The sequence below is a fragment of the Duganella sp. genome, from assembly GCF_039595735.1.
GTDB lineage: Bacteria > Pseudomonadota > Gammaproteobacteria > Burkholderiales > Burkholderiaceae_D > Rugamonas.
Window position 1 is genome coordinate 140,240 of record NZ_JBCNLB010000003.1, and the last position, 12,259, is coordinate 152,498.

The window sequence follows — 12,259 nt, forward strand, 5'->3', positions numbered from 1 at the left end:
AGGAATCACCGCATGAACATCTGCCGCAACCTGCTGCTGGCCACCGTCGCCGCCGCCATCAGCATCGCCGCCTACGCCAAAGACCCGAAAGAGCTGGTGATCGGCACCAGTTCCGGTCCGTACGCCGATCAGGTGAAACTGGGCATCAAACCTATCCTTGAAAAGCAGGGCTACAAAGTCAAACTGGTGGAATTCAATGACTACATCCAGCCCAACTTCGCGCTGGCCGAAGGCGCGCTGGACGCCAACATCTTCCAGCACATCACCTACCTGAACAAATTCTCGGCCGACCACAAACTGGCCCTGTCGGAACTGATCAAGATTCCGACCGCGCCGATCGCCATCTACAGCAAAAAGCACACGACGCTGAACGACGTCAAACAAGGCACCACGGTCGCCCTGCCGAACGACCCGACCAACCAGGCACGCGCGCTGGTACTGCTGGACCAACTGGGCTGGATCAAGCTGAAACCGAACACAGACCCGATCAAGGCCTCGGAAAAAGACGTCGCAGCCAACGTTAAAAAAATCAAACTGCTGCCGCTGGAAGCCGCGCAACTGCCACGCTCCTTGCAGGATGCCGACTACGCCTTCGTCAACGGCAACTACGCACTGGCCTCCGGCCTGAAACTGAAAGACGCGCTGATCACCGAGAAAATCTCGCCAGCCTACGCCAACCTGGTAGCCGTGCGCACCGCGGACAAGGACAAGCAATTCGCCAAAGACATCGCAGCCGCCTACCGCTCGCGTGAATTCCTGGCGATCACCAACAAACACTTTGCCGACTACGCCAAAACCGACTACCAGCTCGCGCTGGAAAAATAATGTCCAAACTCATACGCTTCAACGCATTCCAGATGAACACCGTGAGCCACCAGTCACCCGGACTGTGGACGCACCCGCGCAACGACAGCCACCGCTACACCGATCCTGATTACTGGACCGAACTGGCGCAGTTGCTGGAGCGCGGCCGCTTCGACGCCATCTTCCTGGCCGACGTGCTGGGCGCCTATGACGTCTACCAGGGCAGTGCCGACGCGGCCTTGCGCCACGCGGTGCAAGCGCCACTCAACGACCCGCTGGCGCTGGTGCCGCTGATGTCGCAGGCCACCACGCACCTCGGCTTTGGCGTCACCTGTGCGCTGACGTATGAGCATCCCTACACCTTCGCGCGCCGCATGTCGACGCTGGACCACCTGACGCGCGGACGCATCGGCTGGAACATCGTCACCGGCTACCTCGACAGCGCGGCGCGCAACCTGGGCCTGAACCAGCAACTCGGCCACGACCAGCGCTACGACCTGGCTGACGAATACATGGAAGTGGTCTACAAACTGTGGGAGCAAAGCTGGGATGACGACGCGGTGGTCAACGACAAGCAGCGCGGTGTGTACGCCGAGCCGTCGCGCATCCATCCGATTGCGCACGAAGGCAAATACTTCAAGGTGCCCGGCTTTCACCTGTGCGAACCGTCGCCGCAGCGCACGCCCTTGCTGTAACAGGCCGGCACCTCGCCGCGCGGCACGGCGTTCGCGGCCAAGCATGCCGAATGCACCTTCGTCAGCGGCCCGAGCATCCGCGTGGTAAAGAAATACGCCGACGACCTGCGCGCCGCCGTGGATGCCACCGGGCGCAATGGCAACGATCTGAAAATCTACGCGCAAGCGCTGATCGTCACCGCCCCCACCGAAGCCGAAGCGCGCGCCAAACTGGCAGAGTACCAGCGCCACGTTGACATCGAAGCGGCGCTGGCCCTGCTGTCCGGTTGGACCGGCGTCGATTTCAGCCAATTCGCACTGGACGCCACCATCGACTACATCGACTCCGACGCCGGCCGCTCGGCGCTGGCCTCCTTCAGCGCGGCGGACCCGGACCGTCAATGGACCGTGCGTGAAGCGGCCGAATTCATCGGCCTTGGCGGCCGAGGCCCGGTACTGGTGGGCGATCCGAAGCAAGTGGCCGACCAACTGGAACTGTGGCAGGACGAAACCGGCATCGACGGCTTCAACCTTGCCTACGCTATCGCCCACGAAAGCATGCGCGACGCGTGAAAAACTCCGGGGTCAGGTCCGCCATTTCTACACGAGCCCTGCCGTAGCCTTGGCTACGGCAGGGCTCGTGTAGAAATGGCGGACCTGACCCCGGAGTTTAGTCGTTGCGCATTTGCGCCTGGGAGACGTTGCTGGCTGGCGGCACGCTTTGCGTCAGCCATACGTTGCCGCCAATGGTGGAGCCGGCGCCGATGGTGATGCGCCCCAATATCGTGGCGCCGGCGTAGATCACCACGTCGTCTTCGACGATGGGATGGCGCGGCACGCCTTTGATTAACACGCCCTGCTCGTCCGATGGGAAGCGCTTGGCGCCCAGCGTCACGTGCTGGTACAGCCGCACGCGCTGGCCTATGATGGCAGTCTCGCCGATCACCACGCCAGTGCCATGGTCGATGAAGAAGCTGCCGCCAATCTGCGCCGCCGGATGGATGTCAATCCCCGTCAGCGAATGGGCGATGTCGGAAATCAGCCGCGCCAGAAACGGCGAGCCAAGCCGGTGCAGGCTGTGCGCCAGGCGGTAGTACAAGATCGCAATCGTGCCCGGATAGCACAGCATGATCTCCGCCACCGAGGTCGCCGCCGGATCGCCGGAAAACGCCGCCAGCACGTCAGACACCAGCAAGGCCCGCACCTCCGGCAAGCCCGCCGCGAACCGGCGCGTGATGTCGTGCGCCTGCCTGGTCAGTACCTCTTCATCCGGCACTGCCTCCCCGGCGGAAAACTGCAAGCCGCGCCGTACCTGCTCGGCCAGCCGGTTCAAGGTGGTGTTCAAGGTATCGCCAACAAAGAAATCGATGCTCTCGTCGGTCAGGTTGGGACGGCCGTAGTGGGTCGGGAACAGCACCGCCTGCAGGCCGTTGACGATGGTGGTCAGCGCATCGCGCGACGGCAGTTCGCGTATACGGCCATGATGGCGGATGTTGTGGGTCGCCTCGCGCGACACGCGCAGTTGCTCAATCACGCTGCCCAGGTTCCAGTGCGAGGGCTTGACGGCGGTGCCGTCAAAGGTATCTATGGTCATGATTTGTTGATTATCGCGTAAAATGCCGGGTCCTACGAAGAATACGCTATTCATGAATATTTTGCTGACGCTGCTGCTGGCCGGCCTGTCCATGGTCGGCCCGCTGGCCATCGATACCTATCTGCCCTCCTTCCCCGCCATCACGCAGGCGTTTGACGCCAGCCCGATGCTGGTGCAGCAGACGCTATCGATGTTCCTGTTCTGCTTTGCCTTCATGATGCTGTTTTATGGCACGCTGTCCGATTCCTTCGGCCGCCGCCCGGTGATTATTATTTCGCTGGTGCTGTACATCGCCGCATCGGTGGTGGCGGCGATGGCGCCGTCGATCGGCGTGCTGCTGGCCTGCCGCATCGTGCAGGGCCTGGCCGCCGGCGCCGGCTCGGTGGTGGGCCGCGCCATCGTGCAGGACCGCTTCAGCGGCGCCGAGGCGCAGAAGATCCTGGCCAATATCATGATGGTATTCGGCCTGGCGCCTGCCATCGCGCCGGTGCTGGGCGGCTGGCTGCAGGTGAGCTTCGGCTGGCGCTCGATCTTCTGGTTCCTCAGCGCCTTCGGCATCCTGATGCTGGTGGCCGTGCAGCGCGCGCTGCCGGAAAGCCTGCCGGCCAAGGACCGCCATCCCTTCCATCTCGGCGTGATCGCGAAAAACTACTGGAAGGTGCTGTGCCATCACCACTTCCTGCTGCTGTCGGTGGCAGTCGGCATGTGCTTTGCGGGGGTGGCGCTGTACATCGGCTCCGCCGCTTACTTCGTGATGAACATCCTGCACCTGCCGGAAACCGCGTTCGCGTGGATGTTCGTGCCGCTGATCAGCGGCATGGTGATCGGCTCCGCGCTGTCCGGCAAGTTCGCCCACAAATTCTCGCGCAAGACGCAGGTGTGGCTGGGCTTTGCGGTGATGATTACCGCCGGCGTGATCAACGTCGCCTACAACGCGGCCTTCGTGGCGGCGGTACCGTGGGCGGTGATGCCGCTGTTTATTTACTCCTTCGGCCTGGCGCTGGCCATGACGCCGCTGTCGCTGATCGCGCTGGAGTACTTCCCGAACAACAGCGGCCTGGCCGCCTCGATGCAGTCCTTCATCCAGATGCTGTTGTTTGCCCTGGTCTCCGGCCTGGTGGCGCCGCTGCTGTTCGACAGCGCGCTGAATCTGGCGTGGGGCGTGCTGGCCAGCCTGATATTGAGCGTGATCGCCTGGCTGCTGGCGCAAGCCGGCAAGCCAGTGATTCACGACTGACTAGGGCCAGGGCGCGGGATTCAGGTCGATATACTGCGGCCCGCCCTGTTCCGGCTCGCGCTCCGCCGGCGCCCCGGCCGGCGCCTGCGCCGGATTGCGCAAACCAAGTATCTCCTTGCGCGATGCGACAAAGTCCGCGCTCGACAGCGGATGCTCCTTGTCCGGCCAGTTCTCCACCGCCCATGCCTGCAATTGCTCGAACCGCTGCCACAATTCGCTGATGAAGCGGCGGCGCTCATCTTCGTTATCCATAATGCCTCCTTCGGTCTCCCCACAGTGTGCGGCCGGCCGCCGATGCCGTCGGTACGCAAGATAACGCCCAACCATGTAGAATGGCGCATTAATCTGCTTTAAGTATCATCCACCGCATGCGCCTTACCTCATTTACCGATTACTCATTGCGCACGCTGCTCTATCTGGCAGCCAATCGGGATCGGCTGGTCACCATCCAGGACATCGCTGATTTGCACGTGATATCAAAAAATCATCTGATGAAGGTGGTGTATCAACTGGGCTTGTCCGGTCTGGTGGAGACGGTACGCGGCCGCAACGGCGGCTTGCGGCTGGCCAAGGAGCCGAAAGAAATCAATATCGGCGCCCTGGTACGCTCGACCGAGACCGATTTCTTCATGGCCGAATGCTTCGACCGCGCCAGCGATACCTGCCCGCTCACCTCCAACTGCAAGCTGAAACACACGCTCAACGACGCCACCCGCGCCTTCCTGGCGGTGCTGGACCAGCAAACGCTGGAAGACATGCTGCCGGCCACCGGACCGGAAAGCAAGCCGGTACGCATCATGCGCAATTCGGTCAAAAACTAATTGCCCGTTGTCCTACGGGATCAGATAACCGCGTCCTACATGGCCGCCTCCCCAAGGCGCGCATCATAGACTTCCTGGCGCCGTCGCCAGGAACTGAGCGGGAGGTCCCATGCTGGCCATGAATTACCGCGGGCCGTACCGCATCCGCGCGGCCTACAAGCCCGATCCACAGATCGAACACCCGGGCGACGCCATCGTGCGCGTCACCCGCTCCTGCATTTGCGGCTCGGATTTGCACCTCTACCATGGCATGGTGCCGGACACCCGGGTTGGCTCGACTTTCGGCCATGAGTTCGTGGGCGAGGTGGTAGAAGTCGGTGACGCCGTGCACAAGCTGAAGGTGGGCGACCGCGTGCTGGTGCCGTTCAACATCTTTTGCGGCAGTTGCTACTTTTGCGATCGCGAACTGTACAGCAATTGCCACAACGTGAATCCGGCAGCCAGCGCGGTCGGCGCCATCTATGGCTATTCGCACACCACCGGCGGTTACGACGGCGGTCAGGCCGAGCTGGTGCGCGTGCCGATGGCCGATGTCGGCCCCATGGTCATCCCGGATGACCTCGACCAGGACGACGCCGTGCTGCTGACCGACGCCGTGCCCACCGGCTATCAGGCCGCCGAGATGGGCGACATCAGCGCCGGCGACACGGTGGTGGTGTTTGGCGCCGGACCGGTCGGCATCTTTGCCGCCAAATCGGCCTGGCTGATGGGCGCCGGCCGCGTCATCGTGGTCGACCATGTCGACTACCGGCTGGACTTCGTGCGCCGCTATGCGCAGTGCGAAGTGGTCAATTTCAAGGATGTGGAAGACATGGCGCTGCACATCAAGAAAATGACCGACTGGCTGGGCGCCGACGTCTGTATCGACGCGGTGGGCTGCGAAGCCGCTGGCAACGCCATGCAGTCGCTGACCGGACGCTACGCCATGATGCAGGCCGGCTCGGCCACTGCGCTGCACTGGGCCATCAATTCCGTGCGCAAGGGCGGCAACGTCTCCATCGTCGGCGTGTACGGCCCGACGTTTAATGCGGTTCCGATCGGCAATGCACTGAACAAAGGGCTGACCTTGCGCATGAATCAGGCCAGCGTCAAGCGCCACCTGCCGCGCCTGCTGGAACATCTCCGTGCCGGCCACCTGAATCCCAAGGAAATCATCACCCACCGGGTGCCGCTGGCCGAGGTGGCGGACGCTTACCAGATTTTTTCCGGCAAGCTGGACAACTGCATCAAGACCGTGCTGATTCCATCCGGCCCCAGCGACTGAGGACAACGCCATGCCAAACGAATCCCTACCATCCGCGCCGCCGCGGCGCGACGACATTCCGGGCTGGGGCAGCGATCTCGATCGCGCCAGCCGGCCGGCGGTGCCGATGGAACGCATGCCGGCCCGGATAGCGCGCCCGCCGCATCCGCCAGAGCAGCAGCACAGCCATGCTGAAGTGCTGGTATCGCCCGAACGTCCGGGCATCACGCCCATCTACGGCACCACCGCCCCGCCGCGCGGTCTCAGCGGCGTGCTGCGCCGCACCGCTTACCGGCAAACGGAAAACGACATCCGCCACTGGCTGCTGTTGCTGCTGGCGGATCGGGTTGACGCGGTGGAGGGCATTGGCGACGACCTGCGCCACGGGCACATCCCCAATGTGTTCAGCGAAATGGGCTTGCCGGCCGCCTGGAAACACAATCCGCGCGGCGTGGTGCGCAAGGCCGCCATCGGCGCGGCGGTGCTGGGCGTGAGCTACTGGCTGCTGCGACGCCGCAAATAATCAGGCGGCATCCTGCCGCAGCTGCGGCAGGGAAGCCATCAGGTCAGAGAAGCGCTGGCCCTGAATCATGACGTGCTCGCGCAGCAACTGCGCGGCCAGTTCGCCATCGCCTTCCAGTATCGCTTTTACCACCCCGTCATGCTCATGGTACGACGTGGCCAGGCGGTTGCGCACCCGCAGCTGCAGACGGCGGTACGGACGCAGGCGGCGGTACAAGGCGCGCGTCTGCTCGATCAAAAACTGATTGTGGCTGCCGGCGTAAATGGCCTCGTGGAAAACTTCGTTGCGATAGTAATAAACGTCCGGCTCCTGCGCCTCCAGCGCTTCCTGACAGGCCTGATGCGCCGCCAACAAGGCCTGCTGCTCCTCCGGCGTCATGCGGCGCGCGGCCAGGCGGCCGCAGGTCGACTCCAGTTCCGACATCACCTCAAACATTTCCACCAGCTGCTGCGGCCCCAGCTCGGCCACGATGGCGCCGCGCCGTGGGCGGATCACCACCAGCCCCATCGAGGCCAGCTGGATCAGGGTTTCCCGGATCGGCGTGCGCGAGACGCCAAAGCGCGTGGCGAGCTCAGTCTCGTCCAGATGCTGGCCGGGCTTGAGTTCGCCGACAGCAATCATTTCTTCGATCTGCTCGCGGAGGGTGGCGGAGTGCGTGGTCATGGTTTGCATTATATCGCTTGACAATGTATTCGCAACCGCTATTCTTGTATACACAAAACAAATTATTGCATATCGAATGCGAATTAGATAATATTTCCTGACATCAACCCCTTGGAGGACGTATGACCGCTATCACCCGCAGGTCCGCATTGGCTGCCATCGGCGCTTTGGCCGCTAGTCCGTTGTTGTTGCAACCCGCTTGGGCGCAGACCTCGCTCAAGATTTCCCACCAGTTCCCCGGCGGCACCCTCACGGAAGGTGATTTCCGTGACCGCCTGACCCGCATGTTTGCCGCCGAAGTCGAGAAGCGCTCCAAGGGCGCCTTGAAATTCGCGATTTATCCGGGTTCTTCGCTGATGAAGACCAACGCCCAGTTCTCCGCCATGCGCAAGGGTGCGCTGGACCTGTCGCTGGTGCCGCTGTCCTACGCCGGCGGCGAAGTCCCGGAAGTGAACATCGGCCTGATGCCTGGCCTGGTCACCTCCTACGACCAGGCTTACGGCTGGAAGAACGCGGAGGTCGGCAAGGAACTGGCGCGCATCCTGTACGACAAGGGCATCGTGATGCTGAGCTGGATCTGGCAAGGCGGCGGCATGGCCTCGCGCGGCAAGCCGGTGGTCGATCCGGACGACGCCAAAGGCATGAAGATCCGCGGCGGCTCGCGCGAAATGGACCTGATGCTGAAGGCCGCCGGCGCCGCCGTGGTGACACTGCCATCGAATGAAATCTACGCCGCCATGCAGACTGGCGCCATGGAGGCGGCGCTGACCTCCTCCACTTCGCTGATCTCGTTCCGCCTTGAAGAAGTCTCGAAAGCGCTGACCACCGCGCGCGCCGGCTCCTACTGGTTCATGCTGGAACCGCTGATGATGTCGCGCTCCGTGTTCGACCGCCTGCCGAAAGACCAGCAGCAAATCCTGCTGACCGTGGGCGCGGAACTGGAAGCCTTCGCTCTCAAATCGTCCAAGGAAGACGACCAGCAAGTGGCCGCCGTCTATCAGAAAGCCGGCGCCAAAGTGGTCGACATGAACCCGGGAGCGCTGAAAAAATGGCAGGACATCGCCAAGGCCACCGCATGGAAGGACTACGGCGAGAAAAACGCCAGCTGCGCCAATCTGCTCAAGCTGGCGGAGAAAACGCTGTGAGCCACGGCGTGGAACTGACGCCATCGCGCGGCCCCGCGCCGCCGGACAACGCCGTCATCGCGGCGCTGACGGCGGCGCTGGACAAGCTCAATCGCGGGCTGATGGTGCTGTCCATGATCGCGGTGGTGCTGACCGCGATCGTGCTGACTTACTCGGTGGTGTCGCGCTACTTCTTCCACGCGCCCACCGACTGGCAGGATGAAGCCTCGGTGTTCATGCTGGTTGGCGTGACCTTCTTCTGCACCGCCTACGTGCAGTACCATCGCGGCCATATCGGCATTGAAGCGATTGCCGGCCTGCTGCCGCGCCGCGTGAACGCCATCCGCCTGCTGTTGGTGGATCTGGTGTCGACCTTGTTCTGCGCTTTCTTCACGTGGAAATCGTGGCTGCTGTTCCATGAAGCGTGGGTGGACGGCCAGACCACGTCCTCCACTTTCGCGCCGCCGCTGTGGATACCCTACTCCATGATGGCCGCCGGCATGACGCTGCTGTCGCTGCAATTGCTGTTGCAGACGCTGGCCCGCCTGACCAACAAACCGGAGCAAGCAGCATGAGTGAATTGACCCTGGGCGCGCTGTACGGCGCCGTAACGCTGGTGGTGATGTTCTCCGGGATGCCGATCGCGTTTGCGCTCGGTGTCGTGGCCACCGCTTTCATGTACTTCTTCATGCCGGCATCGTCGCTGGACACCATCACGCAGAATGTCTACGAAGAGATGGCGTCGATCACGCTGCTGTCGATTCCCCTGTTTATTCTGAAGGGTGCGGCCATTGGCAAATCGCCGGCGGGCCGGGACTTGTACTCGGCGATCCACACCTGGATGCACAAGATCCCCGGCGGCCTTGGCATCGCCAACGTGTTTGCCTGCGCGCTGTTTGCGGCCATGGCCGGTTCCTCGCCTGCCACCTGCTCGGCCATCGGCTCGGCCGGCATTCCGGAAATGCGCAAGCGCGGATACTCGCCGGGCTTCGCGGCCGGCATCATTGCCGCTGGCGGCACACTGGGCATTCTGCTGCCGCCGTCGATCACCATGATTCTGTACGCGGTGGCCGCCGAGCAGTCGCTGGGCCGTCTGTTCCTGGCCGGGATCGGACCCGGCATCCTGCTGGTGGTGCTGTTTGCCGGCTACGCCGTCTACCGGGCCCGCAAGGAATATCACATGGCGCTGGACATCTATCAGAAAGGCGGCGAGAAATCGGCCTATCTGGAGGACGAGCATTTCACTCTGCGTGAAAAAGTCGAGATGCTGCCGCGCGTGCTGCCCTTCATCGTGCTGCTGATCGGCGTGATGGTGGCGCTGTACGGCGGCTTCGCCACGCCATCCGAAACCGCCGGCCTCGGTGCGCTGCTGGCGCTGGCCCTGCTGGCCGTGATCTACGGCGTGTGGAAGCCGAAAGACCTGTCGCCGATTCTCGGTTCGTCGATCAAGGAATCGACCATGCTATTGCTGATCATCGGCATGTCGCTGCTGTATTCCTATGTGATGAGCTACCTGCACATCAGCCAGTCGGCCGCCGCGTGGGTGGTCAGCCTGCACCTGTCCAAATGGGTGCTGCTGGCGGTGATACTATTGATGGTGATCGTCTTCGGCTTCTTCCTGCCGCCGGTGTCGATCATCCTGATGACGGCGCCGATCATTCTGCCGCCATTGCGCGAAGCCGGCTTTGACCTGATCTGGTTCGGCATCGTCATGACGGTGGTGATGGAAATGGGCCTGATCCATCCGCCGGTGGGACTGAATATTTTCGTCATCAAGAACATTGCGCCGGACATTCCGCTCAAGGATGTGGTCTGGGGCGTGTTCCCCTTCCTGTTGCTGATGGTGGTGGCGGTGCTGCTGCTGTGCGTCTTCCCATCGATTGCAACCGGTCTGCCTGACATGATTATGGGAGCAAAATAAAATGTCCTGGAACACCTTGCAGCAAAATCGCGCGGCGCGATTGCAGCGCGCCCGCGCGGCGCTGGGCGCAGAGCTGGACGGCAAAAGCCTGCCGGCCGCGCGCATCGCCGATCTGCTGCATGCGGTCATTGAATGCGGTGACCGCGTCTGCCTTGAAGGGAACAATCAGAAGCAGGCTGATTTCCTCGGCCATGCGCTGGCCAATCTGAATCCGGAGCGTGTCAACAACCTGCACATGCTGCAGTCGGTGCTGGCGCTGCCGGAGCATCTGGATGTCTTCGAGCGCGGCGTCGCTGCGCGGCTGGACTTTTCGTTTTCCGGCCCGCAGGCGGCGCGGGTGGCGCGGCTGGCGTCCGCCGGCAAGCTGAATATCGGCGCCATCCACACCTACCTGGAGCTGTTCAGCCGCTACTTCATCGACCTGCCGCCACGCGTTTGTTTAATTGCGGCGGAAGCGGCGGACCGCCACGGCAACCTGTACACCGGGCCAAATACCGAGGACACGCCGGCCATCGTCGAAGCCACCGCCTTCAAACAGGGCATCGTCATCGTCCAGGTGAACAAGGTGGTGGACACGGTGCCGCGCGTGGATGTGCCGGGCGACTGGGTCGACTTTGTGGTGCAGTCGCCGCGGCCTTACTACATCGAACCGCTGTTCACACGCGACCCGGCGCAGATTTCCGAGATCCAGGTGCTGATGGCGATGATGGCCATCAAAGGCATCTACGCCGAGTACGAAGTGCAGCGCCTGAACCATGGCATCGGCTTCGATACGGCGGCCATCGAGCTGCTGCTGCCAACCTACGCCGAGTCGCTCGGCCTGCGCGGCAAGATCGGCAAGCACTGGGCCCTGAATCCGCATCCGGCGCTGATCCCGGCGATCGAGGCGGGCTTCGTCAGCTCGGTGCATTCCTTCGGCTCGGAGCTGGGCATGGAAGAATACATCCATGCGCGGCCGGACGTGTTTGCGATCGGCCCCGACGGCACCATGCGCAGCAACCGCGCCATGTGCCAGGCGGCCGGGCACTATGCCTGCGACATGTTCATCGGCTCGACCTTGCAGATCGATTTGCAGGGCAACTCGTCCACCGCGACAGCCGGCCGCATCTCGGGCTTTGGCGGCGCCTCCAATATGGGCGCGGATGCGCGCGGACGCCGTCACGCCAGCCCGGCGTGGCTCAAGGCCGGCGAGCAGGCGCGCGCCGGCCGCAACACCATCCCGCGCGGCCAGAAGCTGGTGGTGCAGATGGTCGAAACATTCCGCGAACATATGCAGCCCGCCTTTGTCGAAAAGCTTGATGCCTGGGTGCTGATGGAGCAAGCCAAAATGGCGATCCCGCCGGTAATGATTTACGGCGACGACGTCACTCATATCCTGACCGAGGAAGGCATCGCCAACCTGCTGCTGTGCCGCACCGACGAGGAGCGCGAACAGGCCATACGCGGCGTGGCCGGCTACACGCCGGTCGGCCTGGGACGCGACAAGCGCATGGTGGAGAACCTGCGCGACCGCGGCGTCATCACGCGCGCCGAGGATCTGGGCATCGACAAGCGCCTCGCCACGCGCGACCTGCTGGCAGCCCGCAATATGAAAGACCTGGTGCGCGCATCGGGCGGTTTATACAACCCGCCCAAGCGTTTCCGCAACTGGTAAG

General features: G+C 62.9%; 12 protein-coding genes and 1 pseudogene. 10 read left to right on the forward strand and 3 right to left on the reverse strand.

Annotated elements, in window-relative coordinates; all coding sequences use genetic code 11:
• Positions 1-12: 12 nt before the first annotated feature.
• Entirely contained in the window at positions 13-825 is an 813-nt protein-coding gene (locus ABDW57_RS08095) for a MetQ/NlpA family ABC transporter substrate-binding protein (RefSeq protein WP_343729696.1), read from the forward strand.
• A pseudogene (locus tag ABDW57_RS08100) lies at positions 825-2,036 on the forward strand (LLM class flavin-dependent oxidoreductase); the annotation flags it as partial. The gene ABDW57_RS08095 and the pseudogene ABDW57_RS08100, both read left to right, overlap by 1 nt.
• Positions 2,037-2,148: 112 nt before the next feature.
• Here the strand turns inward: ABDW57_RS08100 and epsC are convergent.
• Positions 2,149-3,072 carry a serine O-acetyltransferase EpsC gene (gene epsC / locus ABDW57_RS08105; RefSeq protein ID WP_343729697.1) on the reverse strand — a complete coding sequence of 308 codons (924 nt, stop codon included), beginning with the start codon at positions 3,070-3,072 and terminating at the stop codon, positions 2,149-2,151.
• A gap of 52 nt (positions 3,073-3,124) precedes the next feature.
• On the opposite strand from epsC, the gene ABDW57_RS08110 reads away from it, so the two are divergent.
• Positions 3,125-4,309: a multidrug effflux MFS transporter gene (locus ABDW57_RS08110; RefSeq protein ID WP_343729698.1), complete on the forward strand. Its 1,185-nt coding sequence runs from the start codon at positions 3,125-3,127 to the stop codon at positions 4,307-4,309.
• On the opposite strand, the gene ABDW57_RS08115 is transcribed toward ABDW57_RS08110, so the two are convergent.
• Positions 4,310-4,561 (reverse strand): hypothetical protein, encoded by a 252-nt coding sequence (locus ABDW57_RS08115; RefSeq protein ID WP_343729699.1) that lies wholly within the window; start codon positions 4,559-4,561, stop codon positions 4,310-4,312. It lies immediately after the preceding gene.
• 116 nt (positions 4,562-4,677) lie between these two features.
• On the opposite strand from ABDW57_RS08115, the gene ABDW57_RS08120 reads away from it, so the two are divergent.
• The 3 genes from ABDW57_RS08120 to ABDW57_RS08130 all read left to right on the forward strand — a co-directional run bounded on the left by ABDW57_RS08120 (position 4,678) and on the right by ABDW57_RS08130 (position 6,896).
• Positions 4,678-5,130 (forward strand): Rrf2 family transcriptional regulator, encoded by a 453-nt coding sequence (locus ABDW57_RS08120; protein ID WP_343729700.1) that lies wholly within the window; start codon positions 4,678-4,680, stop codon positions 5,128-5,130.
• A 109-nt stretch (positions 5,131-5,239) separates the two neighbouring features.
• The gene (locus ABDW57_RS08125) at positions 5,240-6,394 is read left to right on the forward strand and encodes a zinc-dependent alcohol dehydrogenase (RefSeq protein ID WP_343729701.1); all 1,155 of its coding nucleotides are present in this window, start codon (positions 5,240-5,242) and stop codon (positions 6,392-6,394) included.
• A 10-nt stretch (positions 6,395-6,404) separates the two neighbouring features.
• Complete coding sequence (locus ABDW57_RS08130; RefSeq protein WP_343729702.1) at positions 6,405-6,896, forward strand: hypothetical protein; 492 nt, start codon at positions 6,405-6,407, stop codon at positions 6,894-6,896.
• On the opposite strand, the gene ABDW57_RS08135 is transcribed toward ABDW57_RS08130, so the two are convergent.
• Positions 6,897-7,568, reverse strand: a complete 672-nt coding sequence (locus ABDW57_RS08135; RefSeq protein ID WP_343729703.1) for a GntR family transcriptional regulator — start codon at positions 7,566-7,568, stop codon at positions 6,897-6,899.
• A gap of 113 nt (positions 7,569-7,681) precedes the next feature.
• Between ABDW57_RS08135 and dctP the strand changes: the two genes are divergently transcribed.
• From dctP to mdcA, 4 genes are read left to right on the forward strand one after another with little or no spacing between them, the layout of a single operon-like run.
• A complete protein-coding gene (gene dctP / locus ABDW57_RS08140) occupies positions 7,682-8,704 on the forward strand; it encodes a TRAP transporter substrate-binding protein DctP (protein WP_343729704.1) in 1,023 nt (340 codons plus the stop codon).
• Positions 8,701-9,258, forward strand: coding sequence for a TRAP transporter small permease (locus ABDW57_RS08145; protein ID WP_343729705.1), 558 nt, complete (start codon positions 8,701-8,703; stop codon positions 9,256-9,258). Before dctP ends, ABDW57_RS08145 begins: the two co-directional genes overlap by 4 nt.
• Complete coding sequence (locus tag ABDW57_RS08150; RefSeq protein ID WP_343729706.1) at positions 9,255-10,604, forward strand: TRAP transporter large permease; 1,350 nt, start codon at positions 9,255-9,257, stop codon at positions 10,602-10,604. Before ABDW57_RS08145 ends, ABDW57_RS08150 begins: the two co-directional genes overlap by 4 nt.
• A 1-nt stretch (position 10,605) precedes the next feature.
• Positions 10,606-12,258, forward strand: a complete 1,653-nt coding sequence (gene mdcA / locus ABDW57_RS08155; RefSeq protein WP_343729707.1) for a malonate decarboxylase subunit alpha — start codon at positions 10,606-10,608, stop codon at positions 12,256-12,258.
• Position 12,259 lies beyond the last annotated feature (1 nt).

Excerpts from the sequence above, each read along its gene's own strand:
- ABDW57_RS08095 (WP_343729696.1), top strand. The coding sequence starts at position 13 with ATGAACATCTGCCGCAACCTGCTGCTGGCCACCGTCGCCGCCGCCATC.
- epsC (WP_343729697.1), bottom strand. The coding sequence starts at position 3,072 with ATGACCATAGATACCTTTGACGGCACCGCCGTCAAGCCCTCGCACTGG.
- ABDW57_RS08110 (WP_343729698.1), top strand. The coding sequence starts at position 3,125 with ATGAATATTTTGCTGACGCTGCTGCTGGCCGGCCTGTCCATGGTCGGC.
- ABDW57_RS08115 (WP_343729699.1), bottom strand. The coding sequence starts at position 4,561 with ATGGATAACGAAGATGAGCGCCGCCGCTTCATCAGCGAATTGTGGCAG.
- ABDW57_RS08120 (WP_343729700.1), top strand. The coding sequence starts at position 4,678 with ATGCGCCTTACCTCATTTACCGATTACTCATTGCGCACGCTGCTCTAT.
- ABDW57_RS08125 (WP_343729701.1), top strand. The coding sequence starts at position 5,240 with ATGCTGGCCATGAATTACCGCGGGCCGTACCGCATCCGCGCGGCCTAC.
- ABDW57_RS08130 (WP_343729702.1), top strand. The coding sequence starts at position 6,405 with ATGCCAAACGAATCCCTACCATCCGCGCCGCCGCGGCGCGACGACATT.
- ABDW57_RS08135 (WP_343729703.1), bottom strand. The coding sequence starts at position 7,568 with ATGCAAACCATGACCACGCACTCCGCCACCCTCCGCGAGCAGATCGAA.
- dctP (WP_343729704.1), top strand. The coding sequence starts at position 7,682 with ATGACCGCTATCACCCGCAGGTCCGCATTGGCTGCCATCGGCGCTTTG.
- ABDW57_RS08150 (WP_343729706.1), top strand. The coding sequence starts at position 9,255 with ATGAGTGAATTGACCCTGGGCGCGCTGTACGGCGCCGTAACGCTGGTG.
- mdcA (WP_343729707.1), top strand. The coding sequence starts at position 10,606 with ATGTCCTGGAACACCTTGCAGCAAAATCGCGCGGCGCGATTGCAGCGC.